The organism is Rubrivivax gelatinosus IL144 (assembly GCF_000284255.1).
GTDB lineage: Bacteria > Pseudomonadota > Gammaproteobacteria > Burkholderiales > Burkholderiaceae_C > Rubrivivax > Rubrivivax gelatinosus_A.
On record NC_017075.1, the window covers coordinates 2,343,081 to 2,361,720 of the forward strand.

Genomic DNA, 18,640 nt, shown 5'->3' on the forward strand with positions numbered 1-18,640 from the left:
TGCCCCGTGGGGCGGCAGAATTCGCCGAACGCCGTGCGACACGGCCCGGAGAGCACGATGACCGGTTCCGCCGCCGTCCCCGATTTCGCCGCCTTCGAAGCCGAGATGCGCGGCCGCGGCTTCGACACCGTGATCGAGCGCCGCATGGAGCCGGGCACCGTGCTCGACGACCACGAGCACTGCTTCGCGCTGGAGTTGCTGGTCGTCGAAGGCGAGATGACGGTGCAGCACCACGGCATCACGCGCCGCCTGCTGCCCGGCGACCGCCTCGTGCTGCCGCGCGGCGAGCCGCACGCCGAGACCTACGGGGCGCAGGGCGCGGTGTTCTGGGTGGCGCGGCGGCACGCCGCCTGATTCAGCCGGGCGCGCGCCAGACGACGGCCGCGAAGCCGGGCAGCCGGCCCGGCGTGCGTTGCGGCACCGTGCACAGCACCTCGGTCCAGCCTTCGGGCGCCGCGACGGCCTGCTCGGCGGGCCCGAGGTTCAGCCAGGTCAGCGTGCGCGGCGCGGCCAGGCGCACGAGCTTGGTCGCCGCGTCGCCGTCGACCTGCACCGCACCGCGTTCGCGCGGGCCCAGCTCGCCGGCGCGCTTCAGGGCGATCAGCCTGCGGTAGCGCTCCAGCACGAAGCGGCCCTCGGGCGTCGCGGCGCGCGGCCAGCGCAGCTTGGCGGCGAGAAAGGTCGAACGCGCGTGCGGGTTCGGCGGGTCGAAACCCGGCACGAAACCGTTCTCGGCGCGGCGCCCGGCGCGCACGCCGCGCACGACGCGGCGGTCGCCGAAGTCCTCGAAGAACAGGAAGGGCGTCGTTTCGCCCCATTCCTCGCCCATGAACAGCATCGGGACGAAGGGGCTGGCGAACATCGCCACCGCGGCCAGCAGCGCGCGCTCGGGGCCGACCAGCGCCGCCAGGCGCTCGCCGCCGGGGCGGTTGCCGACCTGGTCGTGGTTCTGCACGTGCACGACGTGTTCGTGCGGCAGCGTCGCCGCCGGGTCGCTGCCGGTGAAGTGGCGGCGGAAGCGGTCCAGCCGCGTGCCGTCGAGCACCCAGCCGCGCGCCAGCGCCGTCACCACATCCTCGAAGCGGCCGAAGCTGGCGTAATGGCGCCAGCGCTCGCCGGTGAGCCAGGCCACCAGCGCGTGGTTCAGGTCGTCGTTCCACTGCGCGTCGCAGCCCAGGCCGTCGGCGGCGGTGACGCGCGCGTTGTTGCGCAGGTGCTCGGCGATGGTCAGCACGCGGCGGCGCTGGCGCCGGCCGATCTCGCGCGCCAGCTCGCTCAGCTCGCGCACGATGGGCACCGGGCTGTTGTCGTGGATCTCCGAGGCCGCGTCCAGGCGCACGCCGTCGAAGCCGACGTCCTCGACCCAGAAGCGCAGGTTCTCGGCGAAGTACTCGCGCACGCCGTAGGCGTACTCGCCGTCGAAGTTGATCGCCGCGCCCCAGGGCGTGGCCGCGGCGCGCGTGTAGGGCGCGAACTGGCCGGTGTAATTGCCTTCGGGCCCGAAGTGGTTGTAGACGACGTCCAGCAGCACCGCGAGGCCCAAGGCGTGCGCCTGCTCGATGAACTGCCGCAGCTCGGCCCAGGAACCGTAGGCCGCGTGCAGCGCGAACGGCTGCACGCCGTCGTAGCCCCAGTTGCGTTCGCCGGGGAAGGCGGCCAGCGGCATCAGCTCGACGACGTTGACGCCCAGGGCCGCCAGATGGCCCAGGCGCTGGGTGGCTGCCGCCAGCGTGCCTTCGGGCGTGAACGTGCCGACGTGCAGCTCGTAGATCACCGCGTCGTCGATCTCGACGCCACGCCAGCCGGGGCTGGCCGCCGGCACGATGTCGACGACCTCGCTCGGCCCGTGCACGCCTTCGGGCTGGCGGCGCGAAGCCGGGTCGGGCCAGGCGGCGCCGTCGACCTCGACGCGGTAGCGCGTGCCGGCCGGCAGCGCCTCGGTGGCCGCGCTCCAGTAGCCCAGCGCGTCGCCGTCCAGCACCAGCGGCGCGCGGCCGTCGTCGAAGACGATGCGCAGCGCCAGCTTCTCCGGCGCGAAGACGCGGAAGGCCGAACGGCCGTCGGCCAGCCGGTGGTGGCCCAGGCGGCCGAGCGGCGGGAACACCGGAGCCGTCCTCAGAGCCGGTCGTAGAGCTGCGCCATGCGGTGCAGGCGCGTGGCCGCTTCGGGCGGCACTTCGTTCCAGCTGAAGCGCCAGGCCCAGTTGCCGGTGCCGGTGCCGGGGAAGTTCATGCGGTGGCGGCCGTCCAGGCCCATCACGTCCTGCATCGGGTAGATCGCGGTGTCGGCGATGCTGGCGCAGGCGCAGCGGATCAGGTCCCAGTGCGGCGTGTGGCCGTCGGTGGCCAGGTACTCGCGCAGGTGGTGGCGAGACGCCTCGCTGGCGCTGGCGTACCAGCCGATCGTCGTGTCGTTGTCGTGCGTGCCGGTGTAGACGACGGTGTCGGGCTCGTAGCGGTGCGGCAGGAAACGGCGCTCGGCGTTGATGTCCTCGCCCCAGGCGAACTGCAGGATGCGCATGCCGGGGAAGTCGTTGCGCTTGCGCAGCGCGTCGACGTCGGGCGTGATAACGCCCAGGTCCTCGGCGATGACCGGCAGCTCGCCCAGCGCCGCGGCGATGGCCTCGAACAGCGCCTCGCCCGGCGCCGGCACCCAGCGGCCGTTGACCGCCGTCGGCTCGCTGGCCGGGATCTCCCAGTAGGCCGCGAAACCGCGGAAATGGTCGATGCGCAGCATGTCGACGAGCTCGAAGCTGCGCTTGATGCGCTGGATCCACCAGGCGAAGCCTTCGGCGGCGTGGGCCTCCCAGCGGTACAGCGGGTTGCCCCAGCGCTGGCCGGTGGCCGAGAAGCCGTCGGGCGGCACGCCGGCGATGACGCTGGGCTCGCCGCGACCGTCGAGGATGAACAGCTCCGGCCGCGCCCAGACCTCGGCGCTGTGGTGGGCGATGAAGATCGGCGCGTCGCCGACGATCTGCACGCCGCGCGTGTTGGCGTAGGCGCGCAGCCGGCCCCACTGGCGGAAGAAGCGCCACTGGCAGAAGGTCCAGAAGTCCACGCGTTCGGCGTGCTGCTTGCGCGCGGCGGCCAGGGCCTTCTTCTCACGCCGGGCCAGCGGCGCCGGCCAGTCGCTCCAGCTGCCCGGGTGGGCTTCGGCCAGCGCCATGAAGAGCGCGTAGTCGTCCAGCCAGTCGGCGTGGGCGGCCTTGAACTCGGCCAGGTCGGCGCGGTCGGCGGCGCTCGCCGAGGCGGCGAAACGGCCCGCGGCGCGTGCCAGCCGGTCCATGCGGAAGGGCACGACGGCGTCGAAGTTCACCTGGCGGTCGTCGGCACCGGCCGGCGGCGCCAGCTCTTCCGGCTCCAGCCAGCCGTGCTGCGCGAGGTCGTCGAGGTCGACGAGCAGCACGTTGCCGGCGAAGGCCGAACTGCTCATGTAGGGCGAGTTGCCCGGCCCGATGCCGCCCAGCGGCAGGATCTGCCAGAGCTTCTGGCCACCGACGGCCAGCCAGTCGACGAAGTGGTAGGCGCTGGCGCCGAAGTCGCCCGAACCGTGCGGGCCGGGCAGGGAAGTGGGATGCAGCAGCACGCCGCTGCGACGGGGAAAACGCATGAACTTCTGGTCTCAGGTGATGACGTCCGGCGCTTCGCGGCCGGTCCACGCCGGGATGCCCGCGATGTCGCGGGCCAGGGTGATCAGCGGCGCGAGCGCCGCCTGCGGATCGAGCCCGTGGCGTGCCGGGTCGGGCTCGAACTGTTCGATGTAGACGCGCAGCGTCGCGCCGCTGGTGCCGGTGCCCGACAGCCGGTAGACGATGCGCGAGCCGTCGGCAAAACCGATGCGCAGGCCCTGGTGGCGCGAGACGCTGGCGTCGACCGGGTCGGAATACTCGAAGTCGTCGGCCAGCACGATGCGCCGGCCGGCGATCGATTCGCCCGGCATGCGCGGCAGGCGCTCGAGCAGATGCTCCATCAGCCCTTGCGCGGCTTCGGTCTCGACGGCTTCGTAGTCGTGGCGCGTGTAGTAGTGGCGGCCGTAGGTCGCCCAGTGCTCGGCGGCGATCTCGCGCACGCTCTGGCGGCGCGCCGCGAGGATGCTCAGCCACAGCAGCACCGCCCAGACGCCGTCCTTCTCGCGCACGTGGTCGCTGCCCGTGCCGGCGCTCTCCTCGCCGCACAAGGTGATGCGGCCGGCGTCGAGCAGGTTGCCGAAGAACTTCCAGCCGGTCGGCGTCTCGTAGCACGGGATGCCCAGCGTCTGGGCGACGCGGTCGACGGCGGCGCTGGTCGGCATCGAGCGTGCGACGCCGGCCAGGCCCTGCGCGTAGGCCGGGGCGCAGCGTGCGTTGGCCGCCAGCATCGCCAGCGAGTCCGACGGCGAGACGAAGATCCCGCGGCCGATGATCAGGTTGCGGTCGCCGTCGCCGTCGGAGGCAGCGCCGAGGTCGGGCGCGTCGGCGCCCATCATCTCGTCGTACAGCGCCTTGGCGTGCACGAGGTTGGGGTCGGGGTGGTGGCCGCCGAAGTCGGGCAGCGGCGTGCCGCTGATCACCGTGCCGGCCGGCGCGCCCAGTTCGCGTTCGAAGATCGCGTGCGCGTACGGCCCGGTGACGGCGTGCATCGCGTCGAAGCGCAGCCGGAAGCCGCTGGCGAACAGCGCGCGCAGCGCGTCGAAGTCGAACAGGCGCTGCATCAGCGCCAGGTAGTCGGCCACCGGGTCGACGACCTCGACGGCCAGCGTGCCCAGGCTGCGTGTGCCCGGCGTGTCGAGGTCGAGGTCGGGCGTGTCGAGCGTCAGGTATTCGGTGATCGCGAGCGTGCGCGCGTAGATCGCGTCGGTGATGCGCTCGGGCGCCGGGCCGCCGTTGGCGGCGTTGAACTTGATGCCGAAGTCGCCGTCGGGGCCGCCGGGGTTGTGGCTGGCCGACAGGATCAGCCCGCCGAAAGCCTGGTGGGCGCGGATCACGCAGGACGCCGCCGGCGTCGACAGGATGCCGCCGGCGCCGACGATCACGCGTGCGAAGCCGTTGGCCGCGGCCATGCGGATCACGGTCTGGATCGCTTCGCGGTTGTGGAAGCGGCCGTCGCCGCCGACGACCAGCGCCAGGCCGGCGAAGCCCGCGGGCGGGCGTACGGCGTCGAACACCGACTGCACGAAGTTCTCGACGTAGTGCGGGCGGGCGAACTCGGCGACCTTCTTGCGCAGGCCGCTGGTGCCGGGCTTCATGCCGGCGATCGGGGTCGTGGGGACACGCGTGACGATCATGGACGGGCGGGGGTGGCGGGCGACAGCGGCAAGGGTAACGCGCCGCGGCGGCGGTGCCACGCCACGAGGGGCGTTGCCGCCCCGTTCCGGTGGGGGGTGGGGGTCAGCTTTCGGCGTCGCCGTCGCCGCTGGGCGGACGCGGCCGGCGCGCCAGCCGGGCCATCGCGGCCTCGCCCAGCCGCGTGCGCAGCGCCTCGCGCAGCAGCACCTCGACCTCGGCGTTGACGCTGCGCAGGTCGGCCGCGGCCAGGCGTTCGACCTCGGCCCACAGCAGCGGGTCGATGCGCAGCGCGAAGGCTTTCTTGCCGGGGCTGGCCACGGCCGTGCGGCCTCAGGCGTAGAGGGTGCCGGTGTTGACCACCGGCGTCGCGTCGCGGTCGGCGCAAAGCACGACGAGCAGGTTGCTGACCATCGCCGCCTTGCGCTCGTCGTCGAGTTCGACCAGGCCGCGCTGCTGCAGGCCCTGCAGCGCCAGCTCGACCATGCCGACGGCGCCCTGGACGATCTTGGCGCGCGCGGCGACCACCGCCTCGGCCTGCTGGCGGCGCAGCATCGTGCCGGCGATCTCGGGCGCGTAGGCCAGGTGGGTCAGCTTGGCGTCGACGACGACGATGCCGGCCTGGGCGAAACGCGCCTGCAGCTCGGCGCGCAGCCCGGCGCTGACCTCGTCGGTCGACGAGCGCAGCGTCACCTCGGGCGCGGCGGCCGTGCCGTCGGCTTCCAGGTTGTCGTAGGCGTAGCGCGAGGCCAGGTGGCGCACCGCGGCCTCGGCCTGGGTCAGCACGTAGGCTTCGTAGTCCTCGACCTCGAACAGCGCCCGTGCCGTGTCCTCGACGCGCCAGAGCACCGCGGCGGCGATCTCGATCGGGTTGCCGCGCAGGTCGTTGACCTTGAGCTTGTCGCTGTTGAAGTTGTGTGCGCGCACCGAGATCTTGCGCTTGCTCGTGAACGGGTTGGCCCAGCGCAGCCCGGTCTCGCGGTCGCTGCCGCGGTAGCGGCCGAAGAACAGCAGCAGCGCCGCCTGGTTGGGCTGCAGCACGTAGAGCCCGCCCCAGACCAGCGGCCCGCCGAGCACCAGCAGTACGGTCAGCAGCAGGTGCACCGGTGCGCCCAGCGGCGGCTCCGGACGCAGCATCGTCACCACGGCGACGATGCCGGCCAGCACCATCAGCAGCCCCAGCCCGACGAAAGGCCAGCCGTTGAGCGAGCGCGCGGGGCGTTCGTGGACGGTGTTCTCGAGGCTCATCGCGGGGCTCCGGTTGATGTCAAAGTGATATCACTCTAGGGTCGGGAAGCGCTGCGGTCAATGCAGAGCATGGGGGTCAGCGCAGCGCGTGCCAGACCAGCCCGGCCGCTGCCGCCGCCGCGATCACCGGCACCGGCCCGACCCGCCAGCGCAGCAGCGCCAGCGCGGCGGCGACGCCGACCGCCAGCGCCGCCAGGTCCGGGCCGCCGGCCCAGCCACGGGGCCACAGCACGTGCCAGGCGAAGAACAGTGCCAGGTTGGCGATGACGCCGACCACCGCCGCCGACACGCCGGCCAGCGGCGCGGTGAAACGCGGCCGGCCATGCGTGGCCTCGATCAGCGGGCCGCCGGCGAGGATGAACCAGAACGACGGCAGGAAGGTGAAGAAGGCCGCCGTCGCCGCCGCCAGCACGGCCGACGCCGCGGCCGAGTCCGCACCGAAGGCCGGCTGCGTCCAGCCGCCGACGAAACCGACGAAGACGACGACGATGATCAGCGGCCCGGGTGTGGTCTCGCCCAGCGCCAGCCCGTCCAGGGTCTGGGCGGCCGTCAGCCAGCCGTAGTGGCCGACGGCCGCCTGGAAGACGTAAGGCAGCACCGCGTAGGCGCCGCCGAAGCTCAGCAGCGCGGCCTTCGTGAAGAACAGGCCCATCTGCGCCGGCGTCGATCCCGGCCCGGCGACGAGCACCAGTACGCCGAGCGCCGCCACCCACAGCGCCACGCAGGCCAGCGTCACCTTCAGCAGCTGCGGCCAGCCGCCGCGTGCGTGCGCCGGCGGCGGCGTGTCGTCGTCGATCAGTGCCGGCGCGTGCGGCGCGGGCGGGGCCTCGCCATGCAGCGCGAGGCCGAAGGCCTGCGGCACGAAGCGGGCGCCGATCGCGCCGGCCAGCGCCGCCGCCGCGACGACGGCCGGGAAGGGCAGCGAGAACGCCGCCAGCGCGACGAAGGCCGCCGCGGCGATCGCCCAGCGCAGCGGGTGGCCCAGCGTGCGCCCGCCGATGCGCACCGCGGCGGCCAGCACCAGCGCCGTGACCGCCGGCTTCACGCCCCACAGCGCCGCAGCCACCGCCGGCAACTGGCCGTAGCCGAGGTAGGCCCAGGCCAGCAGCATCAGCAGCAGCGCCGACGGCAGCACGAACAGCGTGCCGGCGACGAGCGCGCCCGGCGTGCGGTGCATCAGCCAGCCGATGTAGGTGGCGAGCTGCTGGGCCTCGGGGCCGGGCAGCAGCATGCAGTAGTTCAGCGCGTGCAGGAAACGCCGCTCGGAGATCCAGCGCCGGCGCACGACGAGTTCCTCGTGCATCAGCGCGATCTGGCCGGCCGGCCCGCCGAAGCTGATGCAGCCCAGGCGCAGCCACCAGCCGAAGGCGCTGCGCAGCGGCACCGGGGCGGGCGGAGGATCGGCGGGCGCGGCGTTCATGAGGCGGCGATCGGCAGGCGCGGCAACTTGACTCCGAAGTGAAGGGCTTGTCGCCCGCTCTTGCACCGATCGCGAACGGCCGGGCGGCGCCATCCTAGCGGCCGATTCCTGCCACACGGCCCCGCCTCCCGATGACCGCACTCGCCGCCCGCCGCCTCTACGTCCTGGACCTCGCTCGCCGCCTCGGCGACATGGACTGCGGAGCGGCCTTGCTGCATCCGCTGGAGTACCGCGTGATCGCCCGCCGCCTGAAGCAGGCCCTGGCCGGGCTGCCCGAGGTGCTGCTGGTCGGCGTCGCGCCGGACGAGCTCGCGGCCATCATCCCGCTGCTCGAAGCGCGCCACTTCGACGAGCACGGCGTGCTTCGCGGCGAGCTGTCCGAGGCCGCCCGCGTCGAAGCCGCGGCCTTGCTCGACCGCCTGGGCTGCCGCCACCGCTGAGCGCGGCGGCACGGCCGCCGCTCGCTTCCATTTCGCCTGTAATGGCGTCACCATGGGTTTTCCCTGAGTGACGAATTGCACTAATGCGACAATTGCGTTTCCGCGCGCGTTTGGGCCGCGGGGAGACGCCAATGGAATCGACCAGCCGTAATCGACCTTTTTATCGTTCGTTGTACGTACAAGTACTTATTGCAATCGCCATTGGCGTCGCATTGGGCCATTTCTGGCCCGAGACCGGCGCCGCGATGAAGCCGCTGGGCGACGGCTTCATCAAGCTGATCAAGATGATCATCGCGCCGATCATCTTCTGCACCGTCGTCGTCGGCATCGCCGGCATGGAAGACATGAAGCAGGTCGGCAAGACCGGCGGTCTGGCCCTGCTGTACTTCGAGGTCGTCAGCTCGATCGCGCTGGTCATCGGCCTGGTGATCATCAACGTCGTCAAGCCCGGCGCCGGCATGCACGTCGACCCGGCGACGCTGAACTCCTCGGCCGTCGCCGCCTATACCGGCCCCGGCAAGATGGAAGGCACGGTCGACTTCCTGCTGCACGTCATTCCGACGACCGTCGTCGATGCATTCGCCAAGGGCGAGATCCTGCAGGTGCTGTTCTTCTCGGTGCTGTTCGGTTTCGCGCTGCACCGTTTCGGCGGCCGCGGTTCGATGGTCTTCGAATTCATCGAGAAGACCAGCCACGTGCTGTTCGGCATCGTCGGCATCATCATGAAGGTCGCGCCGATCGGCGCATTCGGCGCGATGGCGTTCACGATCGGCAAGTACGGCATCGGCACGCTGCTGTCGCTGGGCGCGCTGATGGCGACCTTCTACACGACCTGCCTGCTGTTCATCTTCGTCGTGCTCGGCACCATCGCCCGCGCGCACGGCTTCTCGGTCTGGAAGTTCTGCCGCTACATCAAGGAAGAGCTGCTGATCGTGCTCGGCACCTCGTCGTCGGAGTCGGTGCTGCCGCGCATGATGGCCAAGCTGGAGAACCTGGGCGCGCGCAAGTCGGTCGTCGGCCTGGTGATCCCGACCGGCTACTCGTTCAACCTCGACGGCACCTCGATCTACCTGACGATGGCCGCGGTCTTCATCGCCCAGGCCACCGACACGCCGCTGACGCTGACCCAGCAGCTCACGCTGCTGCTGGTGCTGCTGCTGACCTCCAAGGGCGCGGCCGGCGTCACCGGCAGCGGCTTCATCGTGCTGGCGGCGACGCTGTCGGCCGTCGGCCACGTGCCGGTCGCCGGGCTGGCGCTGATCCTGGGCATCGACCGCTTCATGTCCGAGGCGCGTGCGCTGACCAACCTGATCGGCAACGGCGTCGCGACCCTGGTCGTCGCCAAGTGGACCGGCGGCCTGGACGGCGAGCGCCTGCGCCGCCAGCTCGACGGCGAGACCGAGGTCGAGGCCCAGGAACCCGAGGCCGTGCTCGATGCGGTCGAGGACCACATGGCCGTGCCGCCCCAGGTGCAAACGGCGCAGCGCTGACGCGCCGGCCGGTCGCGCTACAGTGCCGCGGCCGGCCCATGAAGCTCCTTCACCACCTAGCCGCCGCCGCGCTCGCCGCCGCGGCCGCCGGCGTGCCGGCGCAGACGCTGCTGACGCCCGGCTACCGCGTGACGATCGAGCCACGCTGCCCGGAAGGCGAGGTCGCGTGCGCCGAGGTCGGCTACCGCGGCGTCAGCCGGCGCAGCGGCCGCGCCATCACGCTCGAAGGCCGCACGCTGCACACCCGCTGCGCCGACGGCGTCACGCCCTGCCGCTTTCTCGGCTGGGAGTTCCACAACGGCGACACCGTCTACCGCGTGCTCGAGTCGGGTGAGCTGATCGTGCAGCGCGGCGAGCGCCTGCTGGTGCACGAACGCGGCGAGTGGCGGCCCTGAGCCTGCGCCCCTGACATACGGCCGACACACGGCCTGCCCAGAATGCCGGCATCGGCGTGCGAAACCGGTCGCAACACTGGGCGATTCACGGGAACCCGTCACCCGGCATGGCCGATGCCAATCCTGCGCCTCGCCGCTTCCTGCGGCGGGGCGTTCTTGCAAGAGGATCCGCCGTGCCGACGTCCCGCCGTCTCCTGCCGCGCGCCGCCGTGGCCTGCCTCGCGCTGCTGCCGCTGCTGGCATCGGCGCACACCGGCGACGGCGTGGTCGGCGGTTTCGCCTCGGGCTTCCTGCATCCGCTGCTCGGCTGGGACCACGTCGCGGCGATGGTCGCCGTGGGCCTGTGGGGCGCCTTCCTCGGCCGGCCGGCGATCTGGGTGCTGCCGGTCGTCTTCCCGCTGGTGATGACGGTGGGCGGCGCGCTCGGCGTGGCCGGCGTGCCGCTGCCGGGCGTCGAGATCGGCATCGCGATGTCGGCGGTGCTGCTGGGCGGTGCGGTGGCCTTCGCCGCGCGGCCGGCGCTGTGGGTCGCGGCGCTGCTGGTCGGCGCTTTCGCCGTCTTCCATGGCCATGCGCACGGCACGGAACTGCCAGGCGCCGCCGATCCGGTGGCCTACAGCCTGGGCTTCGTCGTCGCCACCGGGCTGCTGCACCTGGCCGGCATCGCGCTGGGCGAAACGGTGCGCTGGCCGCACGGGCGTGCCGTCGTGCGCGCCACCGGCGCGCTGATCGCCGGCGCCGGCGTCTTCTTCCTCGGCCGCGCCTTCTGATGCGCAAGCGCCTGGCCGCCACGGCGGCCTTCGCCTTGCCGCTGCCGGTGTGGGCCCACGGCGCCGTCAAGGGCGTCGACGCCTTCTACGACGGGGCCTTGCACCTGCTGCTGACGCCGGCCGCCGCCATCGCGCTGCTGGCGCTGGGGCTGGCGCTCGGCCAGCGCGGGCTGCAGGCGGCGCGCCCGGCGCTCGGCGCGCTCGCACTGGCCTTGCTGGTGGGACTGTGCTTCGGCGCCGCACCCGGCCCGGCGGCGGCGCGCGAGCTGCTGCTCGCGCTGGCCGTGCTGGCGGGCCTGTCGGTCGTGCTGCACCGGCCCTGGCCGCCGCAGGCGCTGGCGGCGATCGCGGCGCTGGCCGGCGCTGCCGCCGGGTGGGTGAGTGCGCCGGGGGCCGCCACGGGCGCCGTCCGTTTCGGCGGCCTGCTGGGCGCCTTCGTCGCCGCGCTGCTGCTGGCCGCCTGCGCCGCCGGCCTGGTGCAGCAGGCCCGCCCGGCCTGGGCGCGCATCGGCGTGCGCGTCGCCGGCTCCTGGCTGACGGCGAGCGCGGTGATGGTGTTGATGCTGGTCGTCGTGCGCGGCTGAGCGATTTCGCCGCGGCTGGCGATCCCGCGAGCAAGGTGCCGGGCCGGCGTGCCGCTGCGGCGCACGCAGGCTAGCCTCGTGCCGATGCCGCCGGTCGACGAAGCGGCGGTCGGGAGGATCGATGACGACGATTTCCGGGTCCTGTCTCTGCGGCGCGGTGCGCTACCGCTGCACCGCGCCGGCCGTGCTGTCGGGCAACTGCCATTGCCGCGACTGCCAGCGCTCCTCGGGCAGCGCCTACGCGCCGACCTTCTTCGTGCCGCAGCAGGCGCTGGAGATCAGCGGCGAAGTCGCTTACTACGGCAGTCCGGGCAGCAGCGGGCGTATCGTGCGCCGCGGCTTCTGCCCGAGCTGCGGCTCGCAGCTCTTCGGCATCGCCGAGGCGATGCCCGGCCTGGTCGGCGTTCGCGCCGGCACGCTCGACGACGCGTCGCAGTACGTGCCGCACGTGGACATCTTCGTCGGCCAGGCGGCACCGTGGGACCACCTGCCGGAGAACGCGGTGTGCTTCGCCGGCGCACCGCCGCGCTGAACGCCGCCGGCAAGGCGTTTGCCCCGGCCGCGACCAGGAGGAACGCCGATGACGGACACCGCTCCACGCCCGCGCCGCAAGGCGGCTGCATTCGACGCCGACGAACGTGCGGCGATGCGCGAGCGCGCCCGCGAGGCGGCAGCGCCCGGCACGGCCGACGGCGAACGTGCCGTGCTCGACAAGATCGCCGAACTGCCCGAGGCCGACCGCGCCTTGGCCGAGCAGCTGCACCGCCTGATCCTGCAGGCGGCGCCCACGCTGGCGCCGCGCACCTGGTACGGCATGCCGGCCTACGCGCGCGACGGCAAGGTGTTGTGCTTCTTCCAGCCGGCCAGCAAGTTCAAGGCGCGCTACGCGACGCTGGGCTTCAGCGACGGCGCGGCTCTGGACGAGGGCACGATGTGGCCCACCGCGTTCGCGCTGCGCGAACTGGGCGCTGCCGAGCAGGCGCGTGTGCTCGAACTCGTGCGCCGCGCCGCCGCGGCCGGCTGACCCTGGGAGACCGTCATGGACGAAGACCGCACCGCCGCCACCGAACGCACGCTGCCGCACCCGCCCGAGGCGGTGTTCGCCGCCTTCGAGACACCCGAACGCCTGGCCGCCTGGTGGGGCCCGGCGGGCTTCACCAACGAGTTCGAACGTTTCGACTTCCGCGTCGGCGGCCGCTGGGTCTTCGTGATGCAGGCGCCCGACGGCACGCGCTATCCGAACGAGAACGAGTTCGTGCTCATCGAGCCGCCGTCGAGGATCGTGCTGCGCCACGTCGTGCCGCCGCTGTTCACGCTCGACGTGCAGTTGGAGCCGGTGGCCGGCGGCACGCGGCTGGGGTGGCAGCAGGTCTTCGACGACGCAGGCACCGCGCAGGCGCTGCGCCACGTCGTCGAGCCGGCCAACGAGCAGAACCTGGACCGGCTCGAGGCCGTGCTCGCCGCCGGTGGCTGAGGCCCGCACGCGCGGCCTCGGTCATCATCGCGGCATGGCCCACGATCTTCGACATCACGCGAACAACGCGCTCGGCGCGGCCGTCGTTCTGGCGATGGCGCTGGCCGGCACGCTCGAAGTCGATCCGGCAGCCGAGCAGCCGGTGACGACACCGTTGCGGTGGCTGCTGGGCGTCGGCATGCTGTTCGCCGTCGTGCTGCACCTGCTGCTGCGCCGGCGTGCAGGACGCGAACCAGGGAGATCAGAACCATGAAGACCGCCGTGCTCGTCGTCGACGTCCAGACCTTGTTGTGCCTCGGCCCCTGGGCGGTGCACGAGGCCGAGGCCGTCATCACGCGCATCAACGCCGTGACGGCCGCGGCGCGTGCCGCCGGCGCGCCGGTGGTGCTGGTGCAGCACGAAGGCGACGAGCCGATGCGCCGCGGAACGCCCGGCTGGCAGCTCGACGACCGGCTCGAGGTCCAGCCCGCCGACCTGCGCCTGGGCAAGACCGCCTGCGACGCCTTCCACGAGACCGGGCTGCACGACCTGCTGCAGGCCAACGGCGTGCGCGAGCTCGTCGTCTGCGGCTTCCAGACCGAGTTCTGCATCGACTCGACGGTGCGCGGCGCGCTCGCCCACGGCTACCCGGTCACGCTGGTCGCCGACGGCCATTCGACGCTGGACAACGCCGTGCTCGCGGCGCCGCAGATCGTCGCCCACCACAACACGACGCTGGCCGCGATCGACAGCTACGGGCCGCGCGTGCGCTGCGTGCCTGCGCCCGAAGTCGGCTTCGAGGCCGCCTGATCAGGCGGCGACGATCTTCACGATGCGCGCGCAGGCCCACCAGGCGGCGACACTGCCCATCGCGTAGAGCGCCGGCCCCCGCGTGCGCGCGAAGCCGGGCCAGGGCGCCAGCGCGCGGCAGACGGCCCAGGCGGCGGCGATGACCAGCAGCTGGCCGATCTCGACGCCGACGTTGAAGCCGACCAGCGCCGTCAGCAGATGGTTCTCGGGCAGGCCGAACTGGCGCAGCGCGCCGGCGAAGCCCAGCCCGTGCACCAGGCCGAAACCGAAGGCCACCAGCGCCGGCCAGCGCCGCGACAGCGTGTCCTCGCGCCGCAGCGCCTCGGCGGCGACGAGCACGATCGACAGCGCGATCGTCGCCTCCACCGGCGGCGGCCGCAGCGACAGCCAGCCCAGAGCGCTTAAGGCCAGCGTCAGGCTGTGCGCGACGGTGAAGGCGGTGACGGTCCAGACCAGCCGGCGGTTGAAGCCGACCAGGAACAGCAGCCCGGCGACGAACATCAGGTGGTCGGTGCCGGTCAGGATGTGCTGCACGCCCAGGCCGACGTAGGCGCGGGCGATCTCGGCGAAACCGCGCCGGTCCTCGGCGCTGCCGAAGAGCTGCACCTCGGGCTGGGCCGCGGTCAGCGTCGCGACGCGCGAGCCGCCGTCGCGCCAGAACATCTTGACGATGACCGCCGAGTAGCGTTTGCCGACGCCGTCGACGGCGAGCCGGCCCTTGAGCCCGGCGTCGCCGCAGCGCAGCAGGTTGCCGTCTGCCGTGCACGGCGCCGGCCAGCGCGGCACGAGGTCGGTGCCGACCGGGCGCGCGGTGGCCGTCCACTGCCAGAGGAACTCGCCCGGCGCGGTCTCGCGCAGTTCCATCTCGGCGATGCTCATCTCGTGCGCCGCGGCGGCGCCGGCGACCAGCGCCAGCCAGGCGAGCAGCAGCCCGCGCAGCACGCGCCTCATCGCGCCGCCTCCTCGACGCGCACGCGGTACTTCCTGGCCAGCTCGCGCACGGCGGCGGTGCGGCGTTCGGCCATCACCGTGTCGGTCCAGTCCTGCAGCAGCACGCCCTGCAGGGCCTCGAACTGCGCCAGGCGGCCCGGCGTCGAGCCGTCGACGCGGATCGCGCGCCAGCCGTCCTTGGCGTGCAGCGCGTGCCATTCGCCGGGCGTGGCCTCGGCCAGCGCGGCGGCGAAGTCCTCGCCGTAGCTCGGCGCCAGGCTGGCTTGCGGCCGGCCCTTGAAGACTCGCAGCCCGGCGTCGAGCTCGCCCGGCGCGCCGTGGTTCAGGCGTTCGACCAGCGCGCGTACCGCGCTCTCGCTGGCCTCGCCGGCGAGCACGGCTTCCTGGAAGTCGAAACGCGGCGGCTCGTCGTACTTGGCGCGGTGGGCCTCGAACCAGGCGCGCAGCGTCTTCTCGTCGGCGGCGGGCGGCTTCAGATTCGCGTCGACGACCGACAGCGCCTTGAAGATCACACGCTCGCGGATCGCGTCGTCGCCGCGGTCGACCTGCAGCGCCAGGCCTTCGCGGTACAGCACCTCGTTGTCGACCCAGACCTGGCGCAGCGCGGCCAGCTCCTTGGCGTCGGGGTCGCGGCCGCGCGAGCCGCGGAACAACTCGCGCGCCTTGTCGTCGACCTCGGCGCCGACGACGATGGTGCGCGGGTCCTCGCTCGCGCCGACGATCCAGTGGTCGACGGCGAACAGCGCGACGCCGGCGATCGCGAAGTGCAGCAGCGGCTCGCGCAGCCAGCGCGGCAGCGGCCGGCGCGGCGCCGGGGTGGAGGAGGGCGCGGCGGCGGCGCCCGGCGGGGATGTCAGCTCGTTGGACATGCACGGTGCGGCGCGCGGGCGCCGCCGGAAGATGACTCGGGAACGCGAAAAGGCGCCGCGCGCGATGCGCGGCGCCCTCGGGGGGCCGGGGCCGGGGCGATTACTTGACGCCCGCGACGCGCGTGCCGCCGCTGACCTCGATGAAGATCGGGTTGCTGTAGAACCACAGGTCGGACCAGGCGGCGACGTCGTAGGCGACGTACTTGACGCCGTTCACCGTCGGCAGGTGGTTCGGGCAGCCGTCGATCGCCGCGCCGCTGTAGGTCGTGCCGTTCTCCGGCACGTTGCTGCCGGTGACGGTGCAAGGGATCTTCAGGTTCGCGGTGTTGCTGGCGTTGGTGTAGAGGTCGGCCAGCGGGTTGCCGTTGGCGTCGGTCTCCCAGGGCACGCCGGCCGGCAGGTTGCTGCCGCGCAGGCGCAGATACTGCGAGCCCGAGACCGCCGGGATGCGGAAGGTCATGCGCTTGTATTGCGTGTCGGTGCGCAGCGTCTTCCAGGTCGCCGAGCTGAAGGTCTTGATGACCGAGGCCGTGGTGTTCTTCGCCGCCGCCGGCACCGTCTCCATCGACGGGTTGGCCAGCCAGGTGTTGGGCCAGGCACCGGCGTAGTCGGCGGCGCCGACCTGGCGGTAGCCGCCGACCATGCCGCGGATGACGTCGACATGGTCCAGCACCGGCTTGTTCAGCGGCTGGTGGATGTTGACCTGGGCCAGCGACGGGTTGGCGAAGGTGTAGGGCGAGTAGTTCGTGCCCGAGGGGTCGCGCACGACCACCGAAACGACGATGTCCGCGCCCGGGCGCACGACGAGCTTCTCGCCCATCGTCGCGCAGCCCGGCATGTCCAGGTCGGTGTTGCCGCGGGCGGCCGACAGCGCCAGCGCCTCGACGATGTCCTCGCGGCGGTCCTCGTTGCCGCGGTACTGCACGCAGGCGACGAAGGCCAGGCGGTCGATCAGCTGGCCGGTGGCGGTGAAGCTGTTGCCGCTGCGCAGGCCGTCGACGATGGTCTGCGGACGCAGCTTCTGGTCGCTGCCCGGACGCACCATCACGTGGTCACGCTGGTACTCGCCGGGGAAGAAGTCCTGCGTCGAGCGGCGGTCGTCGGGGCCGAAGCTGCCGCGGTTGTGCCAGTCGGAGCTGGCGAAGAACCACCAGTTGCGGCCTTCGCCGAGCAGCGAATCCCAGACGCCGCCGACGATCGCGCCGTAGACGCCGGTGCCGCCCCAGGTGGTGCCGCCGACCGAGTCGACCTTGACGCCGTTGATCGTGTTGCGGTTCGGCGAGTACTCGCCGCGGTTGTCCGAGGCGTGGTGGCCCGGCTGGGTCTCGAAGCCGAAGGCGATCGTCGGGCCGGCGTTGTTGAAGTCGCGCAGGTGCTCGACGTTGTAGCCGTTGTTGCCGTCCGGGTTGAACGGGCCGGCGCGCTCCAGGTGGGCCGGCACGTAGTAGGCGCCCGAGACGTGCTTCTGCGCCAGCCACTTGATCGCCTCGACCGTCTTGGCGTGGCCGCGCTCGCCCGAGCCGGTGCCGCTGGCCGGCATCAGCTTGGCGGCGGTGACGTTCCAGCTCGGGTCGGCCGAGTTCAGGCTGCCGGCCACCGAGCAGTCCCAGTTGTTGCCGGTCGTGCCGCCTACCGTCGCATTGCCGCGGCTGGTGTCGGTGTCGGCGCGGTCGAAGCAGTACTCCCACTGCGACAGCGCGCTGGCGTTGCCCAGCGCGGTGTAGCCGGCCGAGGTCGGCAGCTTGGCCGTGTCCATGGCCTTCGGCATCTGGCCGGTGATCACCGACATCGACGAGTGCTCGTGGCCGGCGACGACCGACTCCAGGCCCAGGAACATCGGCTTGTTCTTGTACGCCGACAGGTACTCCAGCAGCGGGTACTGGAACTCCTGCAGCGACTGCCAGCGCCACATGTTCTGGCTGGGCGCGGTGCCCGAGGCCAGGCCCTTGGGCTGGACCGCCGGGTTGGTGTTCTGCCAGGTCGTCGTCGGGCCCTGCACGCTGCTGCCGTCGGCGGAGTAGACCAGCGGGTAGGCCGGCGTCGCCAGCGTCGAGTCCTCGGCCAGCGTGCAGTTGCGGTTGCCGTTGCCGCCGTGGCCGGCTTGCACGAACCAGTCCAGGCCCCAGGGCGTGTCGGTCTTGTCGGTGGCCTTCTTCACCAGCTTCTGCATCGAGATCGAACCGTCCGAGCAGGTGGTGTGGTTGTGGAAGTCGCCGGTCACGTACTGGCCGGCGCCCTTGGCGGCGCGGGCCAGATCCGGCGCGCTGACCAGCACCGTCGACCCGAGTGCCGCCAGGGCGGCAAGGGCGAGCGGGCTGCGAACGAAATGAAGCTTCATCGCGGACTCCTGACGTCTTTCTCGGTGGGACGCTGCGTGGCCGGGCGCGACGAGCACCCTCCCTCCCGCAGTCGCCGGGCGATCCTAGGAATCGGTCATGAAGCGTCCGTGACGCTTGCGTGGCGGCGCCGGCGCCGCGGCAACCGGCTTCAGGGGGCCGGCGACGTGCTCTGCTAGAGGAAGCGGCCGTAGTCGACGTTGAGCGTCGCGGCCACCGTGCCGCCGCGTTCGAACACCAGTTCGAGGGGGTAGCTGCGCGCGATCTCCAGCGGGTGGCGCAGGCCGACCAAGCGCAACGTCGGGCCGCCGTCGCCGAACACCGTCTCGCGGCCGGCAGGGATCGGGACGTCGACGCCGTCGTGGCCGTCCACCCGGGCCCCCGTCGCCACCGGCGAGCGCAGCGCGACGAGGCGGTCGTCGCTCGCGACCTCGTCGATCTTCAGGCTGACGATGCAGCTGTCGGCGTAGGGCGCGGTGGCGCGTGTCCACGGGTGCGTGACGCGCAGCGTCGTCGCGAAGAACTCGCAGGCGCGGGCGCGCGGCAGTACGGCGGCAGTGCACAGCAGCAGGCCGGCCTGGAGCAGGGCGCGGCGCGACGGGGCAGGGGACATC

Annotated in this window: 21 protein-coding genes; 11 read left to right on the plus strand and 10 right to left on the minus strand. The window is 72.5% G+C overall.

Features of this window, described 5'->3' with window-relative positions; genetic code table 11:
* Positions 1 to 57: 57 nt before the first annotated feature.
* Entirely contained in the window at positions 58 to 354 is a 297-nt protein-coding gene (locus RGE_RS10890; protein WP_014428437.1) for a cupin domain-containing protein, read from the plus strand.
* A 1-nt stretch (position 355) separates the two neighbouring features.
* Here RGE_RS10890 and treZ read toward each other — a convergent pair whose 3' ends face one another.
* The 6 genes from treZ to chrA form a co-directional block, all read right to left on the minus strand.
* Entirely contained in the window at positions 356 to 2,104 is a 1,749-nt protein-coding gene (gene treZ / locus RGE_RS10895; protein ID WP_014428438.1) for a malto-oligosyltrehalose trehalohydrolase, read from the minus strand.
* A gap of 11 nt (positions 2,105 to 2,115) precedes the next feature.
* Positions 2,116 to 3,609, minus strand: a complete 1,494-nt coding sequence (gene malQ / locus RGE_RS10900; RefSeq protein WP_014428439.1) for a 4-alpha-glucanotransferase — start codon at positions 3,607 to 3,609, stop codon at positions 2,116 to 2,118.
* 12 nt (positions 3,610 to 3,621) lie between these two features.
* Entirely contained in the window at positions 3,622 to 5,262 is a 1,641-nt protein-coding gene (locus tag RGE_RS10905) for an alpha-D-glucose phosphate-specific phosphoglucomutase (RefSeq protein WP_014428440.1), read from the minus strand.
* 103 nt (positions 5,263 to 5,365) lie between these two features.
* Positions 5,366 to 5,581 (minus strand): hypothetical protein, encoded by a 216-nt coding sequence (locus RGE_RS10910; protein WP_014428441.1) that lies wholly within the window; start codon positions 5,579 to 5,581, stop codon positions 5,366 to 5,368.
* Positions 5,582 to 5,593: 12 nt separating this feature from the next.
* Positions 5,594 to 6,508, minus strand: coding sequence for an SPFH domain-containing protein (locus RGE_RS10915; RefSeq protein WP_014428442.1), 915 nt, complete (start codon positions 6,506 to 6,508; stop codon positions 5,594 to 5,596).
* 76 nt (positions 6,509 to 6,584) lie between these two features.
* On the minus strand, positions 6,585 to 7,928 hold the full coding sequence (chrA, locus tag RGE_RS10920; RefSeq protein WP_014428443.1) for a chromate efflux transporter: 1,344 nt from the start codon (positions 7,926 to 7,928) through the stop codon (positions 6,585 to 6,587).
* A 131-nt stretch (positions 7,929 to 8,059) separates the two neighbouring features.
* Between chrA and RGE_RS10925 the strand changes: the two genes are divergently transcribed.
* The 10 genes from RGE_RS10925 to RGE_RS10970 all read left to right on the plus strand — a co-directional run bounded on the left by RGE_RS10925 (position 8,060) and on the right by RGE_RS10970 (position 13,870).
* Positions 8,060 to 8,368 carry a hypothetical protein gene (locus RGE_RS10925; RefSeq protein WP_014428444.1) on the plus strand — a complete coding sequence of 103 codons (309 nt, stop codon included), beginning with the start codon at positions 8,060 to 8,062 and terminating at the stop codon, positions 8,366 to 8,368.
* A 131-nt stretch (positions 8,369 to 8,499) separates the two neighbouring features.
* Complete coding sequence (locus tag RGE_RS10930; protein ID WP_014428445.1) at positions 8,500 to 9,858, plus strand: dicarboxylate/amino acid:cation symporter; 1,359 nt, start codon at positions 8,500 to 8,502, stop codon at positions 9,856 to 9,858.
* Between the two features lie 38 nt (positions 9,859 to 9,896).
* Entirely contained in the window at positions 9,897 to 10,253 is a 357-nt protein-coding gene (locus RGE_RS10935) for a hypothetical protein (RefSeq protein ID WP_014428446.1), read from the plus strand.
* A 173-nt stretch (positions 10,254 to 10,426) separates the two neighbouring features.
* Positions 10,427 to 11,023: a HupE/UreJ family protein gene (locus RGE_RS10940; RefSeq protein ID WP_014428447.1), complete on the plus strand. Its 597-nt coding sequence runs from the start codon at positions 10,427 to 10,429 to the stop codon at positions 11,021 to 11,023.
* Complete coding sequence (locus RGE_RS10945; protein WP_014428448.1) at positions 11,023 to 11,607, plus strand: hypothetical protein; 585 nt, start codon at positions 11,023 to 11,025, stop codon at positions 11,605 to 11,607. Before RGE_RS10940 ends, RGE_RS10945 begins: the two co-directional genes overlap by 1 nt.
* A gap of 121 nt (positions 11,608 to 11,728) precedes the next feature.
* Entirely contained in the window at positions 11,729 to 12,139 is a 411-nt protein-coding gene (locus RGE_RS10950; protein WP_014428449.1) for a GFA family protein, read from the plus strand.
* A gap of 48 nt (positions 12,140 to 12,187) precedes the next feature.
* Positions 12,188 to 12,631 carry an iron chaperone gene (locus RGE_RS10955; RefSeq protein WP_014428450.1) on the plus strand — a complete coding sequence of 148 codons (444 nt, stop codon included), beginning with the start codon at positions 12,188 to 12,190 and terminating at the stop codon, positions 12,629 to 12,631.
* Between the two features lie 15 nt (positions 12,632 to 12,646).
* On the plus strand, positions 12,647 to 13,081 hold the full coding sequence (locus RGE_RS10960; protein ID WP_014428451.1) for an SRPBCC domain-containing protein: 435 nt from the start codon (positions 12,647 to 12,649) through the stop codon (positions 13,079 to 13,081).
* Complete coding sequence (locus tag RGE_RS10965; protein ID WP_148280164.1) at positions 13,074 to 13,334, plus strand: hypothetical protein; 261 nt, start codon at positions 13,074 to 13,076, stop codon at positions 13,332 to 13,334. Before RGE_RS10960 ends, RGE_RS10965 begins: the two co-directional genes overlap by 8 nt.
* Positions 13,331 to 13,870: an isochorismatase family protein gene (locus RGE_RS10970; RefSeq protein ID WP_014428453.1), complete on the plus strand. Its 540-nt coding sequence runs from the start codon at positions 13,331 to 13,333 to the stop codon at positions 13,868 to 13,870. The genes RGE_RS10965 and RGE_RS10970 overlap by 4 nt, the downstream gene beginning before the upstream one ends.
* On the opposite strand, the gene RGE_RS10975 is transcribed toward RGE_RS10970, so the two are convergent.
* From RGE_RS10975 to RGE_RS23180, 4 genes are all read right to left on the minus strand, one after another.
* The gene (locus RGE_RS10975) at positions 13,871 to 14,821 is read right to left on the minus strand and encodes a HupE/UreJ family protein (protein WP_014428454.1); all 951 of its coding nucleotides are present in this window, start codon (positions 14,819 to 14,821) and stop codon (positions 13,871 to 13,873) included.
* On the minus strand, positions 14,818 to 15,690 hold the full coding sequence (locus tag RGE_RS10980) for a peptidyl-prolyl cis-trans isomerase (RefSeq protein WP_014428455.1): 873 nt from the start codon (positions 15,688 to 15,690) through the stop codon (positions 14,818 to 14,820). The genes RGE_RS10975 and RGE_RS10980 overlap by 4 nt, the downstream gene beginning before the upstream one ends.
* Before the next feature lie 100 nt (positions 15,691 to 15,790).
* A complete protein-coding gene (locus RGE_RS10985) occupies positions 15,791 to 18,028 on the minus strand; it encodes a hypothetical protein (protein ID WP_014428456.1) in 2,238 nt (745 codons plus the stop codon).
* 173 nt (positions 18,029 to 18,201) lie between these two features.
* On the minus strand, positions 18,202 to 18,639 hold the full coding sequence (locus tag RGE_RS23180; RefSeq protein ID WP_014428457.1) for a copper chaperone PCu(A)C: 438 nt from the start codon (positions 18,637 to 18,639) through the stop codon (positions 18,202 to 18,204).
* Position 18,640: the final 1 nt, after the last annotated feature.